Below are 26,798 nucleotides of genomic sequence, written 5' to 3'. Positions count from 1 at the left end.
GCCCGGAAGCCTAGACGCTCCCCTCGCCGGTCAGGTGTCGCCCTCTCGCTCCGCCAGGAAGCGTTCGAACTCCTTGCCGATCTCGTCGGCCGACGGGATGTCCACCGGCTCGGCGAGCATGTTGCCGCGGGTCTCGGCGCCCGCGACGGCGTCGTACTGGTGCTCCAGGCCCTCGACCAGCGCGGTGAGGTCGTCGTCGCCCTCGCGGATCTGCCGGTCGATCTCCGTCTGGGTGCGGTGGGCGTCGGAGCGCAGGGCGTGGGCGATACCGGGCAGCACCAGTCCGGTAGCCGCCGTGATGGCCTCCAGGACCGTCAGGGCCGCGTCCGGGTACGGGGAGCGGGCGATGTAGTGCGGGACATGGGCGGCGACACCGAGGACGTCGTGTCCGGCCTGGAGCAGGCGGTATTCGATGAGGGACTCGGCGCTGCCGGGGACCTGCGCCTCCTCGAAGGGGCTGCGGTGGCCCGGGACCAGGTCGGTGCGGTTGCCGTGCGGGGTGAGGCCGACGGGCCGGGTGTGCGGGACGCCCATGGGGATGCCGTGGAAGTTCACGGACAGGCGGACGCCGAGCCGCTCCACGATCTGCTGCACGGCGGCGGCGAAGCGCTCCCACTCCACGTCCGGCTCGGGGCCGGACAGCAGCAGGAACGGCGCTCCGGTGGCATCCTGCACGAGCCGCACCTCGATGGCGGGCTCCTCGTAGTCGCTCCAGCGGTCGCGCTTGAACGTCAGCAGCGGGCGGCGGGCCCGGTAGTCCACGAGCCGGTCGTGATCGAAGCGGGCGACGACCTGATGGGGCAGCGAGTCGAGCAGCCGGTCGACGATCTGGTCGCCCGCCTCCCCCGCGTCGATGTATCCGTCGAAGTGGTAGAGCATGACAAGACCGGCCGATTCCTGGGCGAGCGCCATGTCGACGACAGCCAGCCCCTTCGGCTCCCATGCGTACAAACCCTGCGGATCAAGCACAGTGACCGCTCCTCCTCGTGTTCATACTCCACAACACCCTTGCGGCCATGGGCATTCCCGGAGGAGCAGACTCATGATCTTGCCGACGGGGACGACGCCCTGAAGGGGCGCGGGGAACTGCGCGACAAGCCCCCACCGGACCGGCAGCCGGCCACCGCTCCCGAGCAGCACTGAGGGGCCGTACCTCGAAAGGTACGGCCCCTCAGTCAAGAGCTACAGCTCAGTGGGCGTTCAGCTCTGCCCACCCGCCAGCTTCTCCCGAAGCGCGGCAAGCGCCTCGTCCGAGGCCAGCGCACCGGAGTTGTCCGCGCCCTCGGAGGAGTACGAACCGCCACCGCCACCGCTCGCGGCCGGAGCCGCACCCGCGGCGTCGCCGCCCTCGGCCGCAGCAGCGGCGTCGGCCTCGCGGGACTTGATGACCTGGGCCTGGTGCTGCTCGAAGCGCGTCTGCGCCTCGGCGTACTGGCCCTCCCACGCCTCGCGCTGGGTCTCGTAGCCCTCGAGCCAGTCGTTGGTCTCGGGGTCGAAGCCCTCGGGGTAGATGTAGTTGCCCTGGTCGTCGTAGGACGCGGCCATGCCGTACAGGGTCGGGTCGAACTCGACCGTGGCCGGGTCGGCACCGAAGGCCTCGTTGGCCTGCTTCAGCGAGAGGCTGATGCGACGGCGCTCGAGGTCGATGTCGATGACCTTGACGAAGATCTCGTCGTTGACCTGGACGACCTGCTCCGGGATCTCCACGTGGCGCTCGGCCAGCTCGGAGATGTGGACCAGACCCTCGATGCCCTCGTCCACGCGGACGAACGCACCGAACGGAACCAGCTTCGTGACCTTGCCGGGCACGACCTGGCCGATCTGGTGGGTGCGGGCGAACTGCTGCCACGGGTCTTCCTGGGTCGCCTTCAGCGACAGGGAGACACGCTCGCGGTCCATGTCGACGTCGAGGACCTCGACGGTGACTTCCTGGCCGACCTCGACAACCTCGGAGGGGTGGTCGATGTGCTTCCAGGACAGCTCGGAGACGTGGACCAGACCGTCGACGCCACCCAGGTCCACGAAGGCACCGAAGTTGACGATCGAGGAGACGACGCCGGAACGGACCTGACCCTTCTGGAGGGTGGTGAGGAACGTCTGGCGGACCTCGGACTGGGTCTGCTCCAGCCAGGCACGGCGGGACAGGACCACGTTGTTGCGGTTCTTGTCCAGCTCGATGATCTTGGCCTCGAGCTCCTTGCCCACGTAGGGCTGGAGGTCGCGAACGCGGCGCATCTCGACCAGGGAGGCCGGGAGGAAGCCACGGAGGCCGATGTCGAGGATGAGACCACCCTTGACGACCTCGATGACGGTACCGGTGACGATCCCGTCCTCTTCCTTGATCTTCTCGATGGTGCCCCAGGCACGCTCGTACTGGGCGCGCTTCTTCGAGAGGATCAGGCGGCCTTCCTTGTCCTCCTTCTGGAGAACAAGGGCTTCGATCTCGTCACCGACGGCGACGACCTCGTTGGGGTCGACGTCGTGCTTGATCGAGAGCTCGCGGCTCGGGATAACGCCTTCGGTCTTGTAACCGATGTCGAGCAGGACCTCGTCCCGGTCGACCTTCACGATGACGCCGTCGACGATGTCGCCGTCGTTGAAGTACTTGATCGTCTCGTCGATCGCGGCGAGGAAGGCTTCCTCGTTACCGATGTCGTTGACCGCAACCTGCGGGGTCGTTGCGGTGGTCTCGGTGCTGCTCGTCATGTGGGAAAGGGCTCCGGTACGGACATTGAAGTCGTAGGTACTGCTACGCCGGAGCCCGTTTCGCTCTGCAGAAGCCGGACAGCCAAGGAAGCGCCACACAAAACCGGTGGCGCCTCGAGAACCGAGGGGACATACATACAGTGCGAGCGCAGCCTGCTACGTCTGAGGTGCGCAAGCCCGCAGCGCAACTTGTAGCATACGGGGGCAGCCGGGCAGGGTCAATGCGCGAAGCCGCCCACCCGGGGCAGATCGCCGCATAACCGGCACAAGTCATGTCCTGCGAGGCCACGCGGGCCGTACGGCACCCCTTCGCGACGCCTCCGGGACGGGCTGGACGGAAGAGTATGACGAGGGAGCCGATCATCCAAGAGTTCGAAGCGTCCGAACCCGAGGCGACCCGGCGTGCCGCCGGGGTCACGGAGAGTTCCCGCGCCAATCGTGGCTGGTGGGACCGCAACGCGGACGAGTACCAGGTCGAGCACGGCACATTCCTCGGCGACGACCGATTCGTGTGGGGGCCCGAGGGCCTCGACGAGGTGGAGGCCGAGCTGCTCGGCCCGCCGGAGGACCTGAAGGGCAAGGACGTCCTGGAGATCGGCGCGGGCGCGGCGCAGTGCTCGCGCTGGCTGGCCGGCCAGGGTGCCCGGCCGGTCGCCCTGGACATCTCGCACCGGCAGTTGCAGCACGCGCTGCGCATCGGCGGACCGGTCCCCCTGGTGTGCGCCGACGCCGGTGCGCTGCCCTTCGCGGACGGCTCGTTCGACCTGGTCTGCTCGGCGTACGGGGCGCTGCCCTTCGTGGCCGACCCGTGCCTGGTCCTGCGGGAGGTGCGCCGGGTGCTGCGGCCCGGGGGCCGCCTCGTCTTCTCGGTGACGCATCCGATCCGCTGGGCCTTCCCGGACGAGCCGGGGCCCGAGGGGCTAGCGGTGTCGGGTTCGTATTTCGACCGCACGCCCTACGTCGAACAGGACGAGGAGGGCCGCGCGGTCTACGTCGAGCACCACCGGACGCTCGGCGACCGGGTCCGGGACGTCGTGGCGTCGGGCCTGCGCCTGGTGGACCTGGTGGAGCCGGAGTGGCCGGCCTGGAACACCTCCGAGTGGGGCGGCTGGTCGCCCCTGCGCGGGAACCTGATCCCGGGGACGGCCATCTTCGTGTGCGAGCGAAGCGAGATGGGGGCACCCCCGGCCGGAGGCTGGGGGAGAGACTGAGTGCGTGATCCGCTACGACGCCCTGGACGCCCTGCCCGTACGTGGTGCCCTGCCCGCCCTCGACGACGCTCTGGAGGGGCACGGCACCGCCGTCCTCGTGGCGCCGCCCGGCACCGGCAAGACGACGCTGGTGCCGCTGGCCCTCGCGGGACTGCTCGGGGAGGGCCCTGAACGGCGGGTGATCGTGGCCGAGCCGCGGCGGATCGCGGCCCGGGCGGCGGCGCGGCGGATGGCGTGGCTGCTGGGCGAGAAGCCCGGCGGAAGCATCGGTTACACCGTGCGCGGGGAACGGGTCGTCGGGCGGCACACGCGCGTGGAGGTCGTCACGACCGGTGTGCTGGTGCAGCGGTTGCAGCGGGATCAGGAGCTGGCCGGGGTCGACGTGGTGGTGCTCGACGAGTGCCATGAGCGCCATCTCGACGCGGACACGGCGGCGGCGTTCCTGTGGGACGTGCGGCAGACCCTGCGGCCCGAGCTGCGGCTGGTGGCCGCCTCGGCGACGACCGACGCGCAGGGGTGGGCCGCGCTGCTGGGCGACGCTCCGGTGGTGGAGGCCCAGGGGGCGGCGTATCCGGTGGAAGTGGTGTGGACACCGCCGGTGCGGCCCGTACGGCCGCCGCACGGGATGCGTGTCGATCCGGCGCTGCTGACGCATGTGGCGTCGGTGGTACGGCGGGCGCTGGCCGAGCGGGACGGGGACGTGCTGTGTTTTCTGCCGGGCGTGGGCGAGATCGCCCGGGTGGCCGGGCAGCTCGGGGGTCTCACGGGGCCTGGGGACGTTGATGTGCTGCAGGTGCACGGGCGGGCGCCGGCCGCCGTGCAGGACGCGGTGCTGGCCCCCGGTGACCGGCGGCGGGTCGTGCTGGCCACGTCGGTGGCGGAGTCGTCGTTGACGGTGCCGGGTGTGCGGGTCGTCGTGGACTCGGGGCTGGCGCGAGAGCCGCGGGTCGACCACGCGCGCGGGTTGAGCGCGCTGACGACGGTACGGGCGTCGCAGGCGGCCGGGCGGCAGCGTGCGGGGCGGGCCGGGCGTGAGGCGCCGGGGGCGGTGTACCGCTGCTGGGCGGAGGCCGAGGATGCGCGTCTGCCGCGTTTTCCTTCACCGGAGATCAAGGTGGCCGACCTGACGGCGTTCGCGCTTCAGGTGGCGTGCTGGGGGGATCCTGACGCGTCCGGGCTGGCGTTGCTGGATGCGCCGCCTTCCGGGGGTATGGCGGCGGCTCGGGATGTGCTGGGCGTGGTCGGGGCGGTTGACTCCGTCGGGCGGGCGACCGAGCGAGGGGTTGCCCTGTCGCGGCTGGGGCTGCATCCGCGGCTGGGGCGGGCATTGCTCGACTCCGTGCCGTTCGTGGGGGTCGATCGGGCCTCGGAGATGGTCGCCTTGTTGAGTGAGGAGGCGCCTCGGGAGTACGGCGATGATCTGGCGGGTGCGTTGCGTCGCGCTCGGCGTGAGGGTGACGCCTATGCCACGCGGTGGCGTCGCGAGGTTCGGCGACTGCGGGCCGTCGGCTCTGGGATTTCCCACCCACCCGCCCGTAACTGCCCTCCAAAGGCAGAAGCAGAGGCCGAGGCTCAGGCGTGGGCGGGGGCCTCGGAGGACCGGCAGGTCGGGCTCGTCGCGGCGTTCGCCTTTCCCGAGCGCGTTGCCAGGGTCGACGGTGGGTCGTGCCTCATGGTGTCCGGGACCCGGGCCGAGCTCGGTGAGGGGAGCGGGCTGCGGGGGGCCGGCTGGGTCGCCGTCGCCGTGGCGGACCGGCCCGTCGGCAAGGGGCACGCGCGCGTGCAGTCGGGGGCCGTGGTCGACGAGAGGGTGGCCCGGCTCGCCGCGGGGGCGTTGCTCGACGAGCGGCACGAGGTGTGCTGGGACGGTGGGGACGTCGTGGCGCGGCGGGTGGAGCGGCTGGGGGCCGTGGAGTTGGCGGTGCGGTCGCTGAAGGACGCCGATCCCGGGCTCGTGCGCGGTGCGCTGCTGGACGGGCTGCGGCGGGAGGGGCTCGGGTTGCTGCGGTGGTCGGCGGATGCCGACGTCCTGCGGCAGCGGCTCGCGTTCGTGCGGCTGCACCGCGGTGAGCCCTGGCCCGATGTCTCCGACGACGTGCTCCACGCGCGCGTGGACGAGTGGCTGGAGCCGGAGCTGGGCCGGGCGCGGCGGCGGGCCGATCTGGCGCGGATCGATGCCGGTCAGGCGCTCGCCCGGCTGCTGCCCTGGGCCTCCGGGGAGGCCGGGCGGCTCGACGAGCTGGCCCCGGAGCGGATGGCCGTGCCGAGCGGGTCGAAGATCCGTGTCGACTACTCCCGGCCCGAGCAGCCGGTGCTGGCGGTGAAGTTGCAGGAGATGTTCGGGCTGCAGGAGTCGCCCCGGGTCGCCGGGGTGCCGCTGCTCGTGCATCTGCTGTCCCCGGCCGGGCGGCCGGCCGCCGTCACCGCCGACCTCGCCTCGTTCTGGCGGGACGGCTACAAGGGCGTACGGGCGGAGCTGCGCGGGCGGTATCCGAAGCATCCGTGGCCCGAGGACCCGGCGGGTGCCGAGCCGACCCGGTACACCAACGCCCGGCTCAGGCGCTGACCTGCGACGGCTCCTCCGAGGCTCTAGGGGCCGGGCCGGAGGGGCGGCGGCCGCGGGCCTCCAGGTACAGCGCGAGGGCCAGCAGGAGGACGCCGAGGGTGAGCGAGCCCCACGGCAGGTACGACGTCATCAGCAGGATGAGCAGGCGCTGGGACTTCACCAGGTCGACCGTGTGCGTGATGTAGTCCTCGCGCATCTTCACGTGGCCGGCGAACGCGGTGACCTTGTCGCGGTCGCCGAGGAGGGCGCCGCCGCGCAGTTCCTCCTTGTGGATCTCCTCGCCGTAGACGGGGGCGCCGGTGAGGGGTTCGACCCAGAACTTGCGGACCGTGGTGTACCAGCGGGTCGTGCCGGTCTGGGCGACCGACTCGGGGGTCAGGCCCTCCACGGGCAGGGTCTTCGGGATCTTCACCTTGGTCCAGGGGATGGTCTGCTCGAAGTAGTAGACCTCCAGGCCGCGGAAGGTCCGGGTGTCCTGGTAGTGGATGGGGGCGGTGACGCGGGCCTGGGCGTCGAAGTACTGGTAGGCCCGTTTCTCCGTGACGAAGGGCCATTTGAACTCGATGCCCTCGCGGCGCACCGGGTCGCCGTCGACCGACTCGCCGGTGGCGTGGACGGGCTCCTGGGTGTGGGCGTCGAAGATGTAGCGCTCGGGGATCTTCGACACCATCTCGCCGTCGGGGCCGACGACGTAGGACAGGCCGTCCCAGACGACGACGTCCCGGCCCGCCGACTCCTCGATCCTCTCGGAGGCCTCGACGTTGCCCTTGAGGGTCTGGACGATGGTGACCTTGGGGACCTTCTTCGCCCGCATGGTGCCGTAGTCCAGGAGGGTGGCGTCGCGGGCCTCCAGGACCATGTCCTGGTACTGGTTCGCGGGGACCTTGGCGAGGCGCGGGAAGGCGTACCAGCGCAGCAGCGGGGACAGTGCCGCGAAGAACACGGCGAGGGCGAGCAGGATCAGAGCGGCCTTGCGACGCATCTCGGCCTCCGTCCCGGGCGGGCGGTCAGGGGTGTGCGGGCACCGTCGTCAGCAGCGGCTTCGGGGACGTCCCGCCCGACGGGGAGCCGAGGGCGGTCAGCGTCAGGACCACGGCGAACGCGAGGGCGAGACCGGTGGCGGCGGCGACGAGGGTGCGCATACGGGGACCTCCCCACGGTTGAACTGATACACCGTCAGGTTTGTCCGCACCGTAGCAACGCGGGGCAGAGATGAGAACACGTTGCACACACAACGACGCCCCTCCTGTAAGAGGGGCGTCGTCCGTACTACTTGAGAGCTACGCGCTGGGGCTCGTGGACGGGCTCGGCGAGGACGTCTCGGCCGCCGCCACGGTCAGTTCGACGGTGAGGGTCGCTCCGCCCGCGGTGTTGACACGGAGCAGGAACGTGCCGGTGGCGTCGTCCGCGTAGAGCTTCGGCAGCTTCAGCAGGCCCTTCGAGTCCGTCTTCAGGGCCTTCAGGGTGCGTACGGCCTTGCCGTCGGCGTCCTTGAAGTAGGGGCCCTTGTCGGTGGCGGTCGGGTCGTCCGCCGACTTGATCAGTGTGGCGGTGGCAGCGACGCCGTCGGCGACGGCGCCCTTGTACGTGGCCTTCACCTCGACCTGGTTCGCGAACTCGCCGCCCGGGGCGCAGGTCAGCGCGGCGTCACCGGTGCGGGCGAGCGCATCGGCGGCGCGCTCGGTGACGGTGGCCGTGTAGTCGAGGCCGGCGACCGTGCGGCCCACGACGGTGGCGCGGACGGTGACCTCGCCCGTCTTCTCCCCCGCCTGGAGAGCGGGGGCGACGGCGACGCCGGAGCTGTTGGTGGCGACCGTGGCCACGTTCTCGCCGCCGGTGAAGGTGGTGTCCGTGCTGCCGATGATCGTGAAGCGGACCCTGACCTTGCCGACGGCCTTGCCGGCCTTCGTCTCGGCGCGGGTGCTGATCCGCTTGGTGAACGCGTCGCCGGCCATGGCGGTGAGCTTGGCGGTTCCGGCGTCCTCCAGGTGGTCCACCGTGTCGGTGTTCGTGGGAGGCGTCGAGGGCGGCGGGGTCGGGGTGCTGCCGGGGTCGGTCGGCGGCTTCGGGGTCGTCGCGCCGCCGCCGGGCTTCTCGGGGTTGGGCCGGGGCTTGGGCTTCGAGTTGCCCGGAGCCGGCGTGGTCGGATTGCTCGGGGTCGTCGGCGTGCTAGGCGTGGAGGGCGAAGGGCTTGCCCCGGCCCCGTCGTCGCTGCGGTTGTCGGGCAGCGTGCCGGTGCCGTCGGGGATCTCGTGCGTGCCCTTGCGGTAGTACTCCACCCAGCGCATGACCAGGTTCAGGTACTCCCGCGAGTTGTTGTAGCTGAGGATCGCGCGGTCGAGGTCGTCCTGGTCGGACAGGTCCCAGTCGAAGCGGCACAGGTAGTGCCCGGCGGCGAGCGCCGCGTCGTAGATGTTGTTGGGGTCCTTCTTGCCGTCGGCGTTGCCGTCGCGGCCGGCCCACTTCCAGGTGGACGGGATGAACTGCATGGGGCCGACGGCCTGGTCGTAGGAGCTGTTGCCGTCGTAGGCACCGTCGTCGGTGTCCTTGATGAGGGCGAAGCCGTTGCCGTCGAGCTGGGGGCCGAGGATGGGCGAGGTCGTCGTGCCGTCGGCGTCGACGCGGCCGCCGCGGGCCTGGCCCGACTCCACCTTGCCGATGGCGGCGAGGAGTTGCCAGGGGAGGTTGCAGCCCGGCTTGGCCTCGTTCAGCGCGGTCTCGGCCTTCTTGTAGGCGTCGAGGACGGTCGCGGGGATGCCCGCCTCGCTGGTGCCGGGGGCGGCGGGGCCGGTGCCGGTGCTCGGGGACGGGTTGGGGCTCTTGAGCGGCGGCAGGTCCGTGTAGTACGGCGAGTTGCCGGTGGCGCTGTCCTCGGAGGCACTCGCGTCGGGTGAGGGCGTGGCGTCCGCCGCGGTCTGTCTGCCGTGGTCGTTCACGCCCGGAGCCTGGGAGGCGGACAGCGCCGCGACCGCTACCGCGGCCACGGCGGTGGTAGCCGCCCCCTTGCGCAGCCTCCTGCCGAATTGCGCCGCCATAGAGTGAACCCCTCCCGTGGACGCTCCAGCGTCCGTCTCAGCCTGTCGCGCACTTCTGTTGCGTTCGCGCTCTTCTGTTGCGTTCGCTCTGTTGTGACGATCGACCGGCCCGAGTGGTTGCCCTCCGGCACGCATGTCTCTCGCCCCCGGCACGGTGACCCTGGCGACCCTACGGCAACTTCCTTTGCTCGGGCACCCGTTCGTGCCCGGTTTTCACCGGTTGGTCTTGGGGCGGGCGCGACGGGCGGCCGGTGTTCGCCATCCCGCATACTGGGCGGTCCGATCGCCTGGCAACGACCATCCCCAGGAGCAGAGTTGCCGTTCACGCTGAGCCACGCGGCAGCCGTACTGCCCGCCGTACGCACCGACGGGACCGGCCGGGGCCCGCTGGTGCCCGCCGTCCTCGTGGCGGGTTCCTTCGCGCCCGACATGACCTACTACGCGGCGAGTGTGCTGTCCGGGGCGATGGAGTTCGGTGACGTCACGCACGCGTTCTGGGGCGTGTTCACGGTCGATGTGCTCATCGCCTGGGCGCTGGTGGGGCTGTGGCTGCTGATGCGCGAGCCGCTGGTGGCGCTGCTGCCGCGGGCCCGGCAGGGGCGGGTGGCCGCCCTGGTGCGATGCGGGGCGCCACGCGCGCGTGCGACGCCCGCCCTGGTCGTGCGGTGGTACGTGTCCGCGGTGCTCGGCGCGCTGACGCACGTCGTGTGGGACGCGTTCACGCATCTCGACCGGTGGGGGATGCGGCTGTTTCCGGTGCTGGGCCGTGAGGTGGCGGGCTCGCCGCTGTACTGGTACCTGCAGTACGGCGGTTCGGCGGTGGCCGCGGTGGTGATCGCCGTGTTCGTGGTGCGCGCGCTGCGGCGGATGCCCGTGCGCGAACCGGTGGGGGTCCCGGTGCTGGCGGCACGGGACCGCTGGGCGGCCGCTGCCGTGATCGGCGGCTTCGCGCTGGTGGGGGCGGTGCAGCGGGCGTCGCGGTGGTGGGCCTACTGGGGTTCGGCCGCGAAGCCGTGGGAGATCATTCCGACGGTGTGCTTCGGCGCGGGGGCGGGGCTCGTCCCGTCGCTGCTGTTGTACGCCGTGGTGGTCAGGGCGCGGCGCCCGGTTCCGGCCCCCGGCGGTCCTGACCGTGCCGGCGATACGGAGCCGAGCCGTCCGGCCGCTCGCTGAGAGGCTCGATGGTCGCGATGTACACCGTGATGGTGGTGTGCGCGGGGCGCGGCCGCGGGAGCAGGGTGAGGACGAGGGTCAGATAGCCGCGGGCCCGGTCGGACCAGGCCCGGCGCGGGGTGGCGCTGCCGGTTTCGCCCGGTGTTTCGGGACTGCCGGGCAGGTCGCCGGTCTCCGAGAGCGCAGTGGGCAGGCCTGTGGAGTCGGTTGGCCTGCGTCCGAAGGGCAGGCGGTTACGGAGATCCGCCGTCGTACGGCGCAGGGTCGTGGCGAGAGTCGCGGGGACGCGGAGCGTGCTTGAGTCGGCCGCGTAGAACCGGACCGGCGGAAGTGCCACGCCTGGTGCCGTGCGGCCGAGGAGCGTGCGTATACCCATGCCCGCATCTTTAGCGACGGTCGGGAGCGGGGGCGCCTTCACGGGGGCCACGCGAGTGATGGTCTTGGTGGGTGCGGGCCCTGGGCGGGCCGGGCCCGGCTGGGGCGGGTGCCTGGGTGGGATCGGGGCCGGGGTGGGACTGGGACCGGGGTGGGACTGGGACTGGGACGGGTGGGATCGGGGCCGGGGGGCCTGGGGCCAGGGTGCGACTGGGACCGGGTGGGATCGGGGCCAGGGGGACTGGGGCCGGGTGGGATCGGGGCCAGGGCCGGTACTCCGGCGGAGGCGGGACGGAGCTGTGGCGGCCCTCTCCGGCCGCCCGACGCGCCCCGGCCCCGCAGCACCACCCCGCCCCTGCTCCCCTGCCCGGCCCGGCCCAAGCAGCCCAACCCGGCCCAAGCAGCGCAGCGCCTAGTGCGCCGCCGACTCCCAGTCCGCCCCCGCGCCCACCGAGACGCCCAGCGGGACACGGAGGTGCACCGCGTCCGCCATCTCGCGGCGGACGAGTTCCTCGGCGGCCGCGCGCTCGCCCGGGGCGATCTCCAGCACGATTTCGTCGTGCACCTGGAGCAGCATCCGGGACTCCAGCCCGGCCTCCTTCAGCGCGCCGCCCACCTTGAGCATGGCGATCTTCACGATGTCGGCGGCCGTGCCCTGGATGGGCGCGTTGAGGGCCATCCGCTCCGCCGCCTCGCGACGCTGGCGGTTGTCGCTGTTGAGGTCGGGGAGGTAGCGGCGGCGCCCGAAGAGCGTCGCCGTGTAGCCCGTCGCCCGGGCCTCGTCGACCGCGCGGCGCAGATAGTCCCGTACGCCGCCGAACCGCTCGAAGTACGCGTCCATCAGGGCGCGGGCCTCCGCCGCCTCGATGTTCAGCTGCTGGGAGAGGCCGAAGGCGGACAGCCCGTAGGCCAGGCCGTACGACATGGCCTTGATCTTGCGGCGCATCTCGGCGTCCACCGCGGTCGGCTCGACCGCGAAGACCTGGGAGGCGGCCGTCGTGTGCAGGTCCTCGCCCGAGGTGAAGGCCTCGATCAGGCCCTCGTCCTCGGAGAGGTGGGCCATCACGCGCAGCTCGATCTGGCTGTAGTCGGCCGTCATCAGGGACTCGAAGCCCTCGCCGACGACGAAGCCGCGGCGGATGGCGCGGCCCTCGTCGGTGCGGACCGGGATGTTCTGCAGGTTCGGGTCCGTCGAGGACAGGCGGCCGGTGGCGGCGACCGTCTGGTTGAAGGTGGTGTGGATCCGGCCGTCCGCGGCGATCGTCTTGATCAGGCCCTCGACGGTGACGCGGAGCTTGGCCTGCTCGCGGTGGCGGAGCATGATCACCGGCAGCTCGTTGTCCGTCTGGCCGGCGAGCCAGGCGAGGGCGTCGGCGTCCGTGGTGTAACCGGTCTTCGTCCGCTTCGTCTTGGGCAGGGCCAGCTCGCCGAAGAGGACTTCCTGGAGCTGCTTGGGCGAGCCGAGGTTGAACTCGTGCCCGGCCGCCGCGTGGGCCTCCTTCACCGCCTGCTGGACGGCGCCGGCGAACATCTGCTCCATGGCCTCCAGGTGGGCCCGGTCGGCCGCGATGCCGTGCCGCTCCATGCGGGCGAGCAGCGCGGACGTGGGCAGCTCCATGTCGCGCAGGAGATCGGCGGCACCGACCTCCTCAAGACGGCCCTCGAAAGCCTGGCCCAGGTCGAGGACGGCTCGGGCCTGGATCATCAGGGCCTCGGCCTCGGCGCCTTCGTCCGCGCCGAAGGCGAGCTGGCCGTCGGCAGCGGCGGCGGGGGTCAGCTCGCGGTGCAGGTACTCCAGGGACAGCGCGTCCAGGTCGAAGGAGCGGCGGCCCGGCTTGACCAGGTAGGCGGCGAGCGCGGTGTCCATGGTGACGCCCTCGACGCTCCAGCCGTGCTCGGCGAAGACCCGCATGGCGCCCTTGGCGTTGTGGAAGGTCTTGGGCCGCTCGGCGTCGGCGAGCCAGGCGGCGAAGGCCGTCTCGTCGGCCTCGTCCAGCTGGGAGGGGTCGAACCAGGCGGCCGGTCCGCCGGGCGCGGCGAGCGCGATCTCGGCGACCGAGCCGGTGCCGAGCGCCCAGGTGTCGACCGTGGCGATGCCGAGGGGCTGTGTGCCGTGCTCGGTGAGCCAGCCGGTCAGCTCGCCGGTGCCGAGCACCGTGCCGTCGAGCTGCACGCCCTCCGTGCTGACCGGAGTGGTCTCGGCCTCCTCGGCGCCGGGGTCGACGGCGAAGAGCCGCTCGCGCAGCGAGGGGTTGCGGATCTCCAGGGTGTCCAGGACCACCGCGACGGCCGTGCGGTCGTAGGGGGCCCGCTCCAGGTCGGTGACGCCCTTGGGCAGCTCCACCTGGCGCTCCAGCTCGGTGAGCCGGCGGTTGAGCTTGACCGCCTCGAGGTGGTCGCGGAGGTTCTGGCCGGCCTTGCCCTTGACCTCCTCGACGCGCTCGACGAGGTCCGCGAAGGAGCCGAACTGGTTGATCCACTTCGCGGCGGTCTTCTCACCGACGCCGGGGATGCCGGGAAGGTTGTCGGAGGGGTCGCCGCGCAGGGCCGCGAAGTCGGGGTACTGCGCGGGCGTCAACCCGTACTTCTCGAATACCTTCTCCGGGGTGAAGCGGGTCAGCTCGGAGACGCCCTTGGTCGGGTACAGCACCGTGGTGTGCTCGCTGACCAGCTGGAAGGAGTCCCGGTCGCCCGTGACGATCAGCACCTCGAAGCCCTCGGCCTCGGCCTGGGTGGCGAGGGTGGCGATGACGTCGTCCGCCTCGAAGCCGTCCACCGCGAAGCGGGCGGCGCCCATCGCGTCGAGGAGCTCGCCGATCAGCTCGACCTGGCCCTTGAACTCGTCCGGGGTCTTGGAGCGGTTCGCCTTGTACTCCGTGAACTCCTGCGACCGCCAGGTCTTGCGGGAGACGTCGAAGGCGACCGCGAAGTGCGTGGGCTCCTCGTCGCGCAGCGTGTTGGCCAGCATCGACGCGAAGCCGTAGATCGCGTTCGTCGGCTGGCCCGTCGCGGTGGTGAAGTTCTCCGCGGGCAGCGCGAAGAACGCACGGTAGGCCAGCGAGTGCCCGTCCATGAGCATCAGTCGCGGGCGGCTGCCGCCGGAGGTCTTGTCGGTCGTCTTCGATGCTGTCTCTGCCACGCCCCCGATCCTGCCACGCCCCACTGACACTCGGCCCCGCCCCCGACCCCGCGCACTCCACGGGGCATCGCCCCGAGCCCGCCCGCACCCGGTGTCAGCACCCCGTGCGAGGATCGGAGACCTGTCTCACAGCGCAGTAGAAGGGGAGCGTGCGATGGCGACGAAGCCGCCCAAGAGTGATCCGGTTCAGGACGCGCCGCAGGTCGCCGAGCCGAAGCACGCGGCCGCGGGCCTCCCCGCGATCGGGCACACGCTGCGCATGGCCCAGCAGCAGATGGGCGTGAAGCGCACCGCGCTGACGCTGCTGAGCGTGAACCAGAAGGACGGCTTCGACTGCCCGGGCTGCGCCTGGCCCGAGCCGGAGCACCGGCACAAGGCGGAGTTCTGCGAGAACGGCGCGAAGGCGGTCGCCGAGGAGGCCACGCTGCGCCGGGTCACGCCCGAGTTCTTCGCCGCGCACCCGGTCGCCGATCTCGCCGGCCGCAGCGGCTACTGGCTGGGACAGCAGGGGCGCCTCACCCACCCCATGTACCTCCCCGAAGGGGGCACGCACTACGAGCCGGTCACCTGGGAGCGCGCCTTCGGCATCATCGCCGAGGAGGTCACCGCCCTCGCCTCCCCGGACGAGGCCGTCTTCTACACCTCCGGGCGCACCAGCAACGAGGCCGCGTTCCTCTACCAGCTGTTCGCCCGCGAGCTCGGCACGAACAACCTCCCCGACTGCTCGAACATGTGCCACGAGTCGTCCGGTTCGGCCCTGTCGGAGACGATCGGCATCGGCAAGGGCAGCGTCCTGCTGGAGGATCTGTACAAGGCCGACCTGATCATCGTCGCGGGCCAGAACCCGGGGACGAACCACCCGCGCATGCTGTCCGCCCTGGAGAAGGCCAAGGCCAACGGGGCGAACATCATCAGCGTCAACCCGCTGCCCGAGGCGGGCCTTGAGCGCTTCAAGAACCCGCAGACCCCCCAGGGCATGCTCAAGGGCGCCGCCCTCACCGACCTGTTCCTGCAGATCCGCATCGGCGGCGACCAGGCCCTCTTCCGTCTCCTCAACAAGCTGATCCTCGGCACCGAGGGCGCGGTCGACGAGGCGTTCATCGGGGAACACACGCACGGCTACGAGGAGTTCGCCGAGGCTGCCCGCGCCGCCGACTGGGACGAGACGCTCGCGGCCACCGGGCTGACCCGGGAGGAGATCGAGGACGCCCTGCGGATGGTCCTCGCCTCCGAGCGCACCATCGTGTGCTGGGCGATGGGCCTCACCCAGCACAAGCACTCGGTCCCCACGATCAGGGAAGTGGTCAACTTCCTCCTCCTGCGCGGCAACATCGGCCGCCCGGGCGCGGGCGTCTGCCCGGTGCGCGGCCATTCGAACGTGCAGGGCGACCGCACGATGGGCATCTTCGAGCGTCCCGCCCCGGCGTTCCTGGACGCCCTGGAGAGGGAGTTCGGCTTCGCGCCGCCGCGCGAGCACGGCTTCGACGTCGTACGGGCCATCCGCGCCCTGCGCGACGGCGAGGCGAAGGTCTTCTTCGCCATGGGCGGCAACTTCGTCTCGGCGTCTCCCGACACGGAGGTCACCGAGGCCGCGATGCGACGGGCCCGGCTGACCGTGCACGTGTCGACGAAGCTCAACCGCTCGCACGTGATCACGGGCGCGCGTGCCCTGATCCTCCCGACGCTCGGCCGTACCGAGCGCGATCTCCAGGGCAGCGGCGAGCAGTTCGTGACGGTCGAGGACTCGATGGGCATGGTGCACGCCTCCCGGGGCCGGCTGGAGCCCGCGAGCGCGCACCTGCTGTCGGAGCCGGCCATCGTCTGCCGTCTGGCCCGCGGCGTGCTGGGCGAGAACAGCCGCACGCCCTGGGAGGAGTTCGAGAAGGACTACGCGACGATCCGGGACCGGATCGCGCGCGTGATCCCCGGCTTCGAGGACTTCAACGCGCGCGTGACAGGTTCTGCTGGTCGCCCTGGCGGCTTCGCCCTCCCCCACGCCCCGCGCGACGAGCGCCGCTTCCCCACCGCCACCGGCAAGGCCAACTTCACCGCGGCGCCCGTGGAGTACCCGGAGCTGCCCGAGGGCCGTCTGCTGCTGCAGACGCTGCGCTCGCACGACCAGTACAACACCACGATCTACGGCCTCGACGACCGGTACCGGGGCATCAAGAACGGCCGCCGGGTGGTGCTGGTCAACCCCGAGGACGCGCGGAGGCTGGAGCTGGCGGACGGCGGTTACGTCGACCTGGTCAGCGAGTGGAAGGACGGCGTGGAGCGCCGGGCGCCGGGCTTCCGGGTCGTGCACTATCCGACGGCCCGGGGCTGTGCCGCCGCGTACTACCCGGAGACCAATGTGCTGGTGCCGCTGGACGCCACGGCGGACACCAGCAACACCCCGGCCAGCAAGTCCGTCGTGGTGCGTCTGGAACAATCGGCCACCGACTGAGCGTTTGCTCAGTCACAGAGGTAGCCGTAGTGACCAGGACGAACGGAGCCCGGCCCCATGGGTGAGCAGCAGCATGTGAAGTTCCCGCAAGAGGTCATCGACGAGTACGCCGCGCTCGGCGTGGACCTCCTGGCCCTGTTCTCCGCGGGCCACCTCGGGACCCGGATGGGCGTCCAGATCCTCGAGGCGTCGGCGGACCGGGTCGTCGGGACGATGCCGGTGGAGGGCAACACCCAGCCCTACGGACTGCTGCACGGCGGGGCCTCCGCGGTGCTGGCCGAGACGCTCGGCTCGGTCGGGTCCATGCTGCACGGCGGCAGCTCCAAGATCGCCGTGGGCGTCGACCTGAACTGCACCCACCACCGCGGGGCACGCTCCGGCCTCGTCACCGGCGTGGCCACGCCCGTGCACCGGGGACGCTCGACCGCCACCTATGAAATCGTCATCACGGACGAAAACGACAAAAGGGTGTGTACCGCCCGACTCACCTGCATGCTGCGCGACGTGAACCCGGGCGACGAGGAACTGATCCGCGCCGCGCGCTGATCCGGCCGCACCGCACAGTCCGGCACGACGCCGCCGCGAGGGAACAACACCCGAGCGGCGGCGTACGCGCGTAGACACAAAACCGGACCCTCCAACTCCCCCGTCGAAACAGGCGGGTTCCGGTTCACCGCGGCATCACGGTGGAATTAACTGTTTCCAATTGTTCGGAACTCCCCCTGGACACGGGCCACCCCTTTCTTGGCGTAACGCTCCGTAACGCGCGCGCAATACAGCACCGCGGCTTCCTCTTCGGCCGCGCCCACCCCCGGGACCTTTCCCGCCCCGCCCCCGTCACCTGCGCCACGCCGACCGCACGATCTCGGCCATGGCCAACCGGAAGTGCGGGTTCTCAGAATGCGGACTTCGGAGAAAAGCGACCAAACCCGCCGAGAGGGCCCGCCGGAGAAGCCGGGCATCCACCGCGTCATAACAAGAAAGTCACAAGCCGTCCCACGCCGCTGACCCTGCCTCCACACCGGGCTTAGAGTCACGGCCAGTCACCGCTCCATCGGGAGTTCGGTACCAGCGCGGCACTACCCCCCGACCAAGGGCGGGCCTGCCTGTGAAAGGACTGATCGTGCGACAGCGTTCCTTGGTGATTCTTACCTCCGTTCTGACGACCGGAGCTCTGACTCTCACCGCCTGCGGGTCCCGAGACGACAGCGGCGACAAGGGCGGAGACAGTGGCGGCGGCACCACGCTGACCATCGGCGTCGACGCCCCCCTGTCCGGTGAGAACTCCACCACCGGCCTCGGCATCCAGTACGGCGCCCAGATAGCCGTCGACGACGCCAACAAGAACAACTGGGTCCCGGGCGTGAAGTTCAAGCTCAAGGCCCTGGACGACAAGGCGCAGCCCGCCACCGGCCAGTCCAACGCCACCAGCATCGTCGGCGACAAGACCGCCGTCGGCGCCGTCGGCCCCCTGAACTCCGGCGTCGCCCAGACGATGCAGCAGGTGTTCGCCTCGGCCAACATGGTCCAGATCTCCCCGGCCAACACCAACCCCGAGCTGACCCAGGGCAAGAACTGGCAGACGGACAAGAAGCGTCCCTACAAGACGTACTTCCGCACCGCCACCACCGACGAACTGCAGGGCAGCTTCGCCGCCGGCTACGCGTACAACGGCCTCAAGAAGAAGAAGGCCTTCGTCGTCGACGACAAGCAGACCTACGGCGCCGGCCTCGCCAAGATCTTCGCCGAGCAGTACAAGAAGATGGGCGGCAAGGTCGTCGCCACCGACCACGTCAACACCGGTGACAAGGACTTCGGTTCGCTCGCCACGAAGATCAAGAACTCCGGTGCCGACCTGGTCTACTACGGCGGCCAGTACGACGAGTCCGCGCTGATCACCAAGCAGCTCAAGGACACCGGCGCCAAGATCCCGCTGTTCGGCGGCGACGGCATGTTCGCCTCCACCTACATCGAGGCCGCCGGCAAGTCCTCCGAGGGCGACCTCGCCACGGCCATCGGTGTCCCCGCCGACACCCTGCCCGCCGCCAAGCAGTTCATCCAGACGTACAAGGACAAGGGGTACAAGGGCGACTACGGCGCCTACGGCGCCTACGCCTACGACGCCACCACCGCCATCATCAAGGCCGTCAAGGCCGCGGCCGACGCCAACGGCGGCAAGGTGCCCACCGACATCAACGACCTGCGCTCCAAGGTCGTCGACGGTGTCCAGAAGTCCGACTTCGAAGGCCTCACCGGCAAGATCTCCTTCGACGAGTACGGCGACACCACCAACAAGCAGCTGACGGTCTACCAGGTCGAGAAGGGTGCCTGGAAGGACGTGGAGACCGGCACCGCCGACCTGAAGTAGTCGGCCCGCCACAACGCCGCACCACGGGCCGCGCGGAAGGAAGACCCCGACCGCGCGGCCCGTTTCCACACCCCCCACAGCACACGACCACGCACACATCCAGTGCACACGACCACCAGCGACATGGAGGCCATGCGGTGAACACCCTGCCGCAGCAGCTGGCCAACGGGCTGCTTCTCGGCTCGATGTACGGGCTGATCGCCATCGGCTACACGATGGTGTACGGCATCGTCCAGCTCATCAACTTCGCGCACGGCGAGATCTTCATGACCGGGGCCTTCGGCGCCCTCACGGTCTACTTCTACATCCTGCCCGACGGCACCTCGATGGCCCTCGCCGTACCGCTGATGCTCCTCGGCGGCGCACTCGTGGCCATCCTCATCGCCGTCGGAGCGGAACGGTTCGCCTACCGGCCACTGCGCGGAGCACCACGCCTGGCACCGCTCATCACCGCCATCGGCCTCTCCCTGGCCCTCCAGGAAGTCGTCCGCAACTTCTACCCCGGCGCCGACCGCGCCCGCGCCTTCCCCGGGCTCGACGCCACCCACGACATCGGCTCCATCACCATCAAGGACGCCGACATCTTCCTGATCCTGGCCGCCGTCGTCTGTATGGCCGCCCTCGCGATCTTCGTGCGCCGCAGCCGTACCGGCCGCGCCATGCAGGCCACCGCGCAGGACCCCGACACCGCGCAGCTGATGGGCATCGACACCAACCGCATCATCGTCATCGCCTTCGCCATCGGCGGTTTCTTCGCCGCCGTCGCGGCCGTCGCCTACGGACTCAAGTACGGCAACGTCGACTACCGCATGGGCTTCCTGATGGGCCTCAAGGCCTTCACCGCGGCCGTCCTCGGCGGCATCGGCAACATCTACGGCGCCATGCTCGGCGGCGTCGTCCTCGGCATCGCCGAGACCCTCGCCTCGGCCTACATCGACGAGATCCCGGGCATGCAGCAGCTCGGCGGTCAGAGCTGGGCCAACGTCTGGGCCTTCTGCCTCCTCATCCTCGTGCTCCTCTTCAGGCCACAGGGCCTGCTCGGCGAGCGCGTCGCGGACAGGGCGTGACGACATGACCGAGACGACCAAGACCCCCGCCCCGGACGCCGTCCCCGCCCCGCCCGCACCGCGCGGCCTCGTCCCGCTGCCCGCAGCGGCCGCCCGCGCGCTGATCCTCGCCGGCGGCATCGCCACCACCGCCTCCGCGTACCTCGCCTGGACCTGGACCGCCGAGTTCCCCGGCGACCTCACCTTCAACGGCTACCCCGGCGGCCTGCAGTGGCTCACCTTCACCGCCGGCATCCTCACCGCCCTGTTCGCCCTCGCCTCCTACGGCATCCGCGGACTCGGCTGGCTGCTGCCCGCCCGTAACAACGCGCCGCTCGTCCTCACCGCCCTCGGCGGCTTCACCGTCACCTGGTTCACCGTCATCGCCATCAGTGCCAAACTCGGCGGCGTCGTCAACCTCGAACCCGGCGGCTGGATCGCGGCCATCGCCTCCCTCCTGCCCGTCCTCGGCGCCTTCGCCCTCCCCCAGGAGCGCACCGGCACCGACACCAAGGCGGCCCTCAAGGCCTACATCGCCAAGCCCGACCGCATCCCCGCCCCCGAGGCGACCGCGCCCTGGGTCCAGCGGGCCGTCATCACGGTCGTCACGATCATCGGCCTCGGTGTCTTCACCTACGGCATCGACACCGAATACGGCGAACTGTTCATCGGCTACCTCTTCGTGGTCACCTTCGCCATGTGGGCCGTGCACACCGCCGGTCTCATGGACCGGTTCTCGTCACTGGTGGCGGCCAACCGCAGCTTCACCCTCGCCATGGGCTTCGCCGCGGCCATCGCCTTCCCCTTCACCCAGACCGACGACCACTACGCCAACATCGGCGTCAACATCCTGATCTTCGGGACGGTCGCCCTCGGCCTGAACATCGTCGTCGGCCTCGCCGGCCTCCTCGACCTCGGATACGTCGCCTTCCTCGGCGTCGGCGCCTACACCGCCGCCCTCGTCTCCGGCTCCGAGTTCTCCACCATCTCCGGCGTCCACCTGCCGTTCTGGGCCTCCGCCCTGGCCGGCGCCGCCGCCTCCCTGGTCTTCGGCGTCCTCATCGGCGCCCCGACCCTGCGCCTGCGCGGCGACTACCTCGCCATCGTGACGCTGGGCTTCGGAGAGATCTTCCGCATCGCCGTCAACAACATGGACGGCGACTCCGGACCCGACGTCACCAACGGCCCCAACGGCATCCCCTCCATCCCGGACCTGAACCTCTTCGGGTTCAACTTCGGCCAGGCGCACGACATCGGCGGGTTCACCCTCGGCCGGTTCGCCAACTACTACCTGCTCATGGTGCTGATCATGGCCATCGTGGTCCTGGTCTACACGCGTGCCGCCGACTCCCGCATCGGCCGCTCCTGGATCGCCATCCGCGAGGACGAGACCGCCGCCACCGCCATGGGCATCAACGGCTTCCGCGTCAAGCTCGTCGCCTTCGCCCTCGGCGCCTCCCTGGCCGGCCTCGCCGGAACCGTCAGCGCCCACGTCACCTACAGCGTGGTCCCCACGCCGTACCAGTTCGCCGGCTCCACCCCGCCCAACTCCGCGTTCCTCCTGGCCGCGGTCGTCCTCGGCGGCATGGGCACCGTCGCCGGCCCCCTCCTCGGCGCGGCCCTGCTCTACCTGCTGCCCGAGAAGCTGGTGTTCCTCCAGGACAAGTCGCTCCTCGCCTTCGGTGTCGCGCTCATCCTGCTGATGCGCTTCCGCCCCGAAGGCATCATCGCCAACCGCCGGCGCCAGCTCGAATTCCACGAGACCGGCCAACTCGACGTACCGAAACAGACCACGCTGACCGACGAACCGGCCGTCACCAAGGCGGGGGCGTAACAATCATGACGACACCTGTACTCGAAGCACGCGATGTCACGATGCGCTTCGGCGGCCTCACCGCCGTCCGCTCCGTCGACTTCACGGTCAACGCCGGCGAGATCGTCGGACTCATCGGCCCCAACGGCGCCGGCAAGACCACCTTCTTCAACTGCCTGACCGGCCTCTATGTCCCCACCGAGGGCACCGTCTCCTACAAGGGCACGGTCCTGCCGCCCAAGCCCCACCTGGTCACCCAGGCCGGCATCGCCCGCACCTTCCAGAACATCCGCCTGTTCTCCAACATGACGGTCCTGGAAAACGTCCTCGTCGGCCGCCACACGCGGACGAAGGAGGGCCTGTGGTCCGCCCTGCTGCGCGGCCCCGGCTTCAAGAAGGCCGAACGCGCCAGCGAGGAACGAGCCATGGAACTCCTCGAGTTCATCGGCCTCGCCCACAAGCGGGACCACCTGGCGCGCAACCTCCCCTACGGCGAACAGCGCAAGCTCGAAATCGCGCGGGCGCTGGCGAGCGAGCCCGGCCTGCTGCTGCTCGACGAGCCGACCGCCGGCATGAACCCCCAGGAGACGCGAGCGACCGAGGAACTGGTCTTCGCCATCCGCGACAAGGGCGTCGCTGTCCTCCTCATCGAGCACGACATGCGCTTCGTCTTCAACCTGAGCGACCGCGTCGCCGTCCTCGTCCAGGGCGAGAAGCTCGTCGAGGGCACGTCGGAGGTCGTCCAGGCCGACGAACGCGTCATCGCCGCCTACTTGGGTGAACCCTTCGAAGGCGACCCCGGTGAGGCCGAAGTCGCGGAGGTCGAGGCCGCCGAAGCCGCCGCGGAAGCGGCACCCAGCACCACCAGCAGCACCAAGGGAGAAGCCAAGTGACCGCACTCCTCGAGGTCGAGGACCTCCGGGTCTCCTACGGCAAGATCGAAGCCGTCAAAGGCATCTCCTTCAGCGTCGAGGCCGGCCAGGTCGTCACCCTCATCGGCACCAACGGCGCCGGCAAGACCACCACACTGCGCACGCTGTCGGGCCTGCTGCGACCGACGTCCGGGAAGGTCCTCTTCGACGGCAAGCCGTTGAGCGGGGTCCCCGCCCACAAGATCGTCGCCCTCGGCCTCGCCCACTCCCCCGAGGGCCGGCACATCTTCCCCCGCCTCACCATCGCGGAGAACCTCCAGCTCGGAGCGTTCCTCCGCAAGGACAAGGAAGGGATCGAGAAGGACATCCAGCGGGCCTACGACCTCTTCCCCATCCTGGGCGAACGCCGCAAGCAAGCGGCGGGAACCCTGTCGGGCGGCGAACAGCAGATGCTCGCCATGGGCCGCGCGCTCATGTCCCAGCCCAAGCTGCTCATGCTCGACGAGCCCTCCATGGGTCTCTCCCCGATCATGATGCAGAAGATCATGGCGACGATCTCCGAGCTCAAGTCCCAGGGCACGACGATCCTCCTCGTCGAGCAGAACGCCCAGGCGGCACTCTCCCTGGCCGACCACGGCCATGTCATGGAGGTCGGCAACATCGTCCTCTCCGGCACGGGACAGGACCTGCTGCACGACGAGTCCGTCCGCAAGGCGTACCTCGGCGAGGACTGACGAAGGCTGGACACGAAGAGGCCCGCTTCCCCTCCAGGTGGGGCGCGGGCCTCGTTCGTGTCGGGTGATCGTGATCAGCCCTTGTTGGACTTCTTCTCCTCGGCGTCCTCGATGACCGCCTCCGCGACCTGCTGCATCGACATGCGCCGGTCCATCGAGGTCTTCTGGATCCACCGGAACGCGTTCGGCTCCGTCAGCCCGTACTCCGTCTGCAGGATCGACTTCGCCCGGTCCACCAGCTTGCGCGTCTCCAGCCGCAGCGTGAGGTCCGCGACCTCCTTCTCCAGCTCCTTCAGCTCCGTGAAGCGCGAGACGGCCATCTCGATCGCCGGCACGACGTCGGTCTTGCTGAACGGCTTCACCAGGTAGGCCATGGCACCGGCGTCCCGGGCGCGCTCCACGAGGTCGCGCTGCGAGAACGCGGTCAGCATCAGCACCGGCGCGATGCTCTCCTCCGCGATCTTCTCGGCGGCGGAGATGCCGTCCATCTTCGGCATCTTCACGTCGAGAATGACGAGGTCGGGCCGGTGCTCACGCGCGAGCTCGACAGCCTGCTCCCCGTCCCCGGCCTCACCGACGACGGTGTACCCCTCCTCCTCCAGCATCTCCTTGAGATCGAGCCGGATCAGGGCCTCGTCCTCGGCGATGACGACACGGGTCGTCAGCGGAGGCACGTGCGACTTGTCGTCATCGGGCACGTCAACAGGCTGGGGCGACTCGGGGGCGCTCACGTGGGCTCCTTGATACGGGGCAGGCCGGTCTGCTCCCAAGAGCGTACCTAGCTGCGACTGCCTGTGGAGAACCGGTACACTCCTGGGGGCTGCCCAGCCGGGTTGGCGGAATAGGCTTACGCGGATGTCTCAAACACATCTGTCCGAGAGGACATACGGGTTCGAATCCCGTACCCGGCACACTTGCCCAAAGTGGAGGATCACGTTCGCGTGATCCTCCACTTTTCACTGCCCACGGTCACGATCAGTAGCGCAGAGTGGCCGCATGTACGACCTCAGCACACGCAAGCGAGCACTCGCACTGGTGACCCAGGGCCGCAGCCTGAACTCGGTGAGCCGTGAAACGGGCATCTCCCGGGCCGCGATCCGCTCCTGGCAGGACCGCCTCGAACCGCAGCCCCGTCTGACACCTCCACCCCTGGAGCGACCGGCGGACAGAACCGCCTATTGCTATCTGCTGGGCCTACCTCGGCGACGGTTGCATCAGCGCTCACCCACGCGGCGGCCATTACCTCAGAATCGCGTGTGCGGATGCCTGGCCCGGGCTCATCGAACAGTGCCGTGACGCCATCAGGAAGGTGCGCCCCGGCGCAGGCGTCTACGTCGCGCAAAAGCAAGGGTGCGTGATGGTCACCAGCTACTCCCGAAGCTGGCCCTGCCTCTTCCCTCAGCACGGCCCCGGCAAGAAGCATGAACGCCGGATCGTCCTCGAACCCTGGCAGCAGGAAGTCGTCGACGCCCACCCCTGGGAATTCGTCCGTGGCCTCATCCACTCCGACGGCTGCCGCGTCACCAACTGGACGACTCGCATGGTCGCCGGCGAGCGCAAGCGCTACGAATACCCTCGGTACTTCTTCACCAACGTCTCCGAGGACATCCGACGGCTCTGCACCGACACCCTGGACAAGCTCGGCATCGAGTGGACCCACTGCACCCGCCACGGCAATCCGTACAACATCTCCGTCGCCCGCAAAGCCTCCGTAGCTCTCATGGACGCCCACGTCGGGGCCAAGTACTGAGGGTTACTCGGCGATGTGGTGGACGCGGACCAGGTTGGTCGAGCCGGAGACGCCGGGAGGGGAACCCGCCGTGATGACGACCGTGTCGCCCGGGCGGCAGCGGCCGTACTTCAGGAGGAGTTCGTCGACCTGGTCGACCATCGCGTCCGTGGAGTCGACGCACGGGCCGAGGAACGTTTCCACGCCCCACGTCAGGCTGAGCTGGGAGCGGGTGGCCTGGTCGGGGGTGAAGGCGAGGAGGGGGATCGGGGAGCGGTAGCGGGAGAGGCGGCGGGCGGTGTCGCCGGACTGGGTGAAGGCGACCAGGAAGCGGGCGCCGAGGAAGTCGCCCATTTCGGCCGCTGCTCGGGCCACGGCTCCGCCCTGGGTGCGGGGTTTGTTGCGTTCGGTGAGCGGCGGGAGGCCCTTGGCCAGGATGTCCTCCTCCGCCGCTTCGACGATGCGGGCCATCGTGCGGACGGTTTCGACGGGGTGCTTGCCGACGCTCGTCTCGCCGGACAGCATCACCGCGTCGGTGCCGTCGATGACGGCGTTGGCGACGTCCGAGGCCTCCGCACGGGTCGGTCGGGCGTTGTCGATCATCGAGTCGAGCATCTGGGTGGCGACGATGACGGGTTTCGCATTGCGCTTCGCCAGTTTGATCGCGCGTTTCTGGACGATCGGAACCTGTTCCAGTGGCATTTCGACGCCGAGGTCTCCGCGCGCGACCATGATGCCGTCGAAGGCGGCGACGATTTCTTCGATGTTCTCGACGGCCTGGGGTTTTTCGACCTTGGCGATGACGGGGAGGCGGCGGCCTTCCTCGTCCATGATGCGGTGGACGTCCTGGATGTCACGGCCGGTGCGGACGAAGGACAGGGCGATGACGTCGGCGCCGGTGCGCAGGGCCCAGCGGAGGTCGTCCTCGTCCTTCTTGGAGAGGGCGGGGACGGAGACGGCGACGCCGGGGAGGTTGAGGCCCTTGTGGTCGGAGATCACGCCCCCTTCGAGGACCTTCGTGTGGACGCGGGGGCCGTCGATCTCGGTGACTTCGAGGCAGACCTTGCCGTCGTCGACGAGGATGCGTTCGCCGGGGGTGACGTCGGCGGCGAGGCCGGCGTAGGTGGTGCCGCAGGTGGTGCGGTCGCCTTCGACGCCTTCTTCGACGGTGATGGTGAAGGTGTCGCCGCGTTCAAGGAGTACGGGGCCTTCGGTGAAGTGGCCGAGCCTGATTTTCGGGCCTTGAAGGTCGGCGAGGACGCCGACGCTGCGGCCGGTCTCGTCGGCGGCCTTCCGTACCCGGTGGTAGCGCTCCTCGTGCTCGGCGTGGCTGCCGTGGCTGAGGTTGAATCGGGCTACGTCCATTCCGGCGTCGACCAGGTCTTTGATCCGGTCGTACGAGTCGGCGGCGGGGCCCAGTGTGCAGACGATCTTTGCTCGGCGCATAAGGCTGAGCCTATGAGTTACCGGCCGGTAGAGAATTGGCCGTGAGTGACTACTCAACAGACTTTGAATGAAGCGCTATGGCCAAGTGTTGAATTGTGCGGCGGGGCGCTCCGATGAGCGTTCGGAATCCCCCGGTCGA

At 70.0% G+C, this 26,798-nt stretch carries 19 protein-coding genes, 1 tRNA gene and 1 pseudogene; 12 read left to right on the top strand and 9 right to left on the bottom strand.

The features are described 5' to 3' along the window. Nucleotides 1-30 precede the first annotated feature (30 nt). Complete coding sequence (locus ACFT4A_RS10860) at nucleotides 31-969, bottom strand: PAC2 family protein (protein WP_382827948.1); 939 nt, start codon at nucleotides 967-969, stop codon at nucleotides 31-33. Nucleotides 970-1,200: 231 nt separating this feature from the next. Then, the gene (gene rpsA, locus ACFT4A_RS10855; RefSeq protein ID WP_189728867.1) at nucleotides 1,201-2,706 is read right to left on the bottom strand and encodes a 30S ribosomal protein S1; all 1,506 of its coding nucleotides are present in this window, start codon (nucleotides 2,704-2,706) and stop codon (nucleotides 1,201-1,203) included. A 272-nt stretch (nucleotides 2,707-2,978) separates the two neighbouring features. Here rpsA and ACFT4A_RS10850 point away from each other — a divergent pair, with 272 nt between their 5' ends. Next, entirely contained in the window at nucleotides 2,979-3,917 is a 939-nt protein-coding gene (locus tag ACFT4A_RS10850; protein WP_382827946.1) for a class I SAM-dependent methyltransferase, read from the top strand. Nucleotides 3,918-3,921: 4 nt separating this feature from the next. Further along, nucleotides 3,922-6,483 (top strand): ATP-dependent helicase HrpB, encoded by a 2,562-nt coding sequence (gene hrpB, locus ACFT4A_RS10845; RefSeq protein ID WP_382827944.1) that lies wholly within the window; start codon nucleotides 3,922-3,924, stop codon nucleotides 6,481-6,483. Here hrpB and ACFT4A_RS10840 read toward each other — a convergent pair. The 3 genes from ACFT4A_RS10840 to ACFT4A_RS10830 all read right to left on the bottom strand — a co-directional run bounded on the left by ACFT4A_RS10840 (nucleotide 6,473) and on the right by ACFT4A_RS10830 (nucleotide 9,518). Beyond that, nucleotides 6,473-7,465, bottom strand: a complete 993-nt coding sequence (locus ACFT4A_RS10840; RefSeq protein ID WP_382827941.1) for a DUF3068 domain-containing protein — start codon at nucleotides 7,463-7,465, stop codon at nucleotides 6,473-6,475. The two genes, hrpB and ACFT4A_RS10840, sit on opposite strands and share 11 nt — an antisense overlap. Before the next feature lie 25 nt (nucleotides 7,466-7,490). Next, nucleotides 7,491-7,625, bottom strand: coding sequence for an SPW_0924 family protein (locus tag ACFT4A_RS10835; protein ID WP_382827939.1), 135 nt, complete (start codon nucleotides 7,623-7,625; stop codon nucleotides 7,491-7,493). A gap of 138 nt (nucleotides 7,626-7,763) precedes the next feature. After that, nucleotides 7,764-9,518 carry a lytic transglycosylase domain-containing protein gene (locus ACFT4A_RS10830; RefSeq protein WP_382827936.1) on the bottom strand — a complete coding sequence of 585 codons (1,755 nt, stop codon included), beginning with the start codon at nucleotides 9,516-9,518 and terminating at the stop codon, nucleotides 7,764-7,766. 315 nt (nucleotides 9,519-9,833) lie between these two features. Here ACFT4A_RS10830 and ACFT4A_RS10825 point away from each other — a divergent pair, with 315 nt between their 5' ends. Beyond that, entirely contained in the window at nucleotides 9,834-10,691 is an 858-nt protein-coding gene (locus ACFT4A_RS10825; protein WP_382827934.1) for a DUF4184 family protein, read from the top strand. Here the strand turns inward: ACFT4A_RS10825 and ACFT4A_RS10820 are convergent. Continuing rightward, nucleotides 10,609-11,067 (bottom strand): hypothetical protein, encoded by a 459-nt coding sequence (locus tag ACFT4A_RS10820; RefSeq protein WP_382827932.1) that lies wholly within the window; start codon nucleotides 11,065-11,067, stop codon nucleotides 10,609-10,611. The two genes, ACFT4A_RS10825 and ACFT4A_RS10820, sit on opposite strands and share 83 nt — an antisense overlap. A gap of 411 nt (nucleotides 11,068-11,478) precedes the next feature. Next, a complete protein-coding gene (gene polA / locus ACFT4A_RS10815) occupies nucleotides 11,479-14,205 on the bottom strand; it encodes a DNA polymerase I (RefSeq protein WP_382827930.1) in 2,727 nt (908 codons plus the stop codon). Nucleotides 14,206-14,359: 154 nt separating this feature from the next. Between polA and ACFT4A_RS10810 the strand changes: the two genes are divergently transcribed. From ACFT4A_RS10810 to ACFT4A_RS10780, 7 genes are all read left to right on the top strand, one after another. After that, nucleotides 14,360-16,651, top strand: coding sequence for an FdhF/YdeP family oxidoreductase (locus tag ACFT4A_RS10810; protein WP_382827928.1), 2,292 nt, complete (start codon nucleotides 14,360-14,362; stop codon nucleotides 16,649-16,651). A gap of 57 nt (nucleotides 16,652-16,708) precedes the next feature. Continuing rightward, nucleotides 16,709-17,197, top strand: a complete 489-nt coding sequence (locus ACFT4A_RS10805; protein WP_382827925.1) for a PaaI family thioesterase — start codon at nucleotides 16,709-16,711, stop codon at nucleotides 17,195-17,197. Nucleotides 17,198-17,789: 592 nt separating this feature from the next. Next, nucleotides 17,790-19,019 (top strand): branched-chain amino acid ABC transporter substrate-binding protein, encoded by a 1,230-nt coding sequence (locus ACFT4A_RS10800; protein ID WP_215124504.1) that lies wholly within the window; start codon nucleotides 17,790-17,792, stop codon nucleotides 19,017-19,019. Nucleotides 19,020-19,156: 137 nt separating this feature from the next. Beyond that, a complete protein-coding gene (locus ACFT4A_RS10795; protein ID WP_382498929.1) occupies nucleotides 19,157-20,086 on the top strand; it encodes a branched-chain amino acid ABC transporter permease in 930 nt (309 codons plus the stop codon). 4 nt (nucleotides 20,087-20,090) lie between these two features. Next, nucleotides 20,091-21,899, top strand: coding sequence for a branched-chain amino acid ABC transporter permease (locus ACFT4A_RS10790; protein ID WP_382827923.1), 1,809 nt, complete (start codon nucleotides 20,091-20,093; stop codon nucleotides 21,897-21,899). A 5-nt stretch (nucleotides 21,900-21,904) separates the two neighbouring features. After that, nucleotides 21,905-22,771: an ABC transporter ATP-binding protein gene (locus tag ACFT4A_RS10785; RefSeq protein WP_382827920.1), complete on the top strand. Its 867-nt coding sequence runs from the start codon at nucleotides 21,905-21,907 to the stop codon at nucleotides 22,769-22,771. Beyond that, the gene (locus tag ACFT4A_RS10780) at nucleotides 22,768-23,484 is read left to right on the top strand and encodes an ABC transporter ATP-binding protein (RefSeq protein ID WP_215122116.1); all 717 of its coding nucleotides are present in this window, start codon (nucleotides 22,768-22,770) and stop codon (nucleotides 23,482-23,484) included. Before ACFT4A_RS10785 ends, ACFT4A_RS10780 begins: the two co-directional genes overlap by 4 nt. A 74-nt stretch (nucleotides 23,485-23,558) precedes the next feature. On the opposite strand, the gene ACFT4A_RS10775 is transcribed toward ACFT4A_RS10780, so the two are convergent. Next, on the bottom strand, nucleotides 23,559-24,215 hold the full coding sequence (locus ACFT4A_RS10775; protein WP_189728894.1) for an ANTAR domain-containing response regulator: 657 nt from the start codon (nucleotides 24,213-24,215) through the stop codon (nucleotides 23,559-23,561). A gap of 96 nt (nucleotides 24,216-24,311) precedes the next feature. Here ACFT4A_RS10775 and ACFT4A_RS10770 point away from each other — a divergent pair. Both ACFT4A_RS10770 and ACFT4A_RS10765 read left to right on the top strand, forming a co-directional pair. Next, nucleotides 24,312-24,395 (top strand) — tRNA-Leu (locus ACFT4A_RS10770). 85 nt (nucleotides 24,396-24,480) lie between these two features. After that, a pseudogene (locus ACFT4A_RS10765) lies at nucleotides 24,481-25,234 on the top strand (transcriptional regulator). A 3-nt stretch (nucleotides 25,235-25,237) separates the two neighbouring features. Here ACFT4A_RS10765 and pyk read toward each other — a convergent pair. Then, the gene (pyk, locus tag ACFT4A_RS10760; RefSeq protein ID WP_382827916.1) at nucleotides 25,238-26,659 is read right to left on the bottom strand and encodes a pyruvate kinase; all 1,422 of its coding nucleotides are present in this window, start codon (nucleotides 26,657-26,659) and stop codon (nucleotides 25,238-25,240) included. Nucleotides 26,660-26,798: the final 139 nt, after the last annotated feature.

It is taken from the genome of Streptomyces sp. NPDC057099 (assembly GCF_042671245.1).
Classification (GTDB): Bacteria; Actinomycetota; Actinomycetes; order Streptomycetales; family Streptomycetaceae; genus Streptomyces; species Streptomyces purpurascens.
This window is presented reverse-complemented; position numbering and strand designations above follow the sequence as displayed.

Coding starts and splice junctions, on each gene's coding strand:
- ACFT4A_RS10830 (WP_382827936.1), bottom strand. CDS start 9,518: ATGGCGGCGCAATTCGGCAGGAGGCTGCGCAAGGGGGCGGCTACCACC.
- ACFT4A_RS10805 (WP_382827925.1), top strand. CDS start 16,709: ATGGGTGAGCAGCAGCATGTGAAGTTCCCGCAAGAGGTCATCGACGAG.
- ACFT4A_RS10810 (WP_382827928.1), top strand. CDS start 14,360: ATGGCGACGAAGCCGCCCAAGAGTGATCCGGTTCAGGACGCGCCGCAG.
- ACFT4A_RS10835 (WP_382827939.1), bottom strand. CDS start 7,625: ATGCGCACCCTCGTCGCCGCCGCCACCGGTCTCGCCCTCGCGTTCGCC.
- ACFT4A_RS10820 (WP_382827932.1), bottom strand. CDS start 11,067: ATGGGTATACGCACGCTCCTCGGCCGCACGGCACCAGGCGTGGCACTT.
- ACFT4A_RS10790 (WP_382827923.1), top strand. CDS start 20,091: ATGACCGAGACGACCAAGACCCCCGCCCCGGACGCCGTCCCCGCCCCG.
- pyk (WP_382827916.1), bottom strand. CDS start 26,659: ATGCGCCGAGCAAAGATCGTCTGCACACTGGGCCCCGCCGCCGACTCG.
- ACFT4A_RS10840 (WP_382827941.1), bottom strand. CDS start 7,465: ATGCGTCGCAAGGCCGCTCTGATCCTGCTCGCCCTCGCCGTGTTCTTC.
- ACFT4A_RS10850 (WP_382827946.1), top strand. CDS start 2,979: ATGTCCTGCGAGGCCACGCGGGCCGTACGGCACCCCTTCGCGACGCCT.
- ACFT4A_RS10785 (WP_382827920.1), top strand. CDS start 21,905: ATGACGACACCTGTACTCGAAGCACGCGATGTCACGATGCGCTTCGGC.
- rpsA (WP_189728867.1), bottom strand. CDS start 2,706: ATGACGAGCAGCACCGAGACCACCGCAACGACCCCGCAGGTTGCGGTC.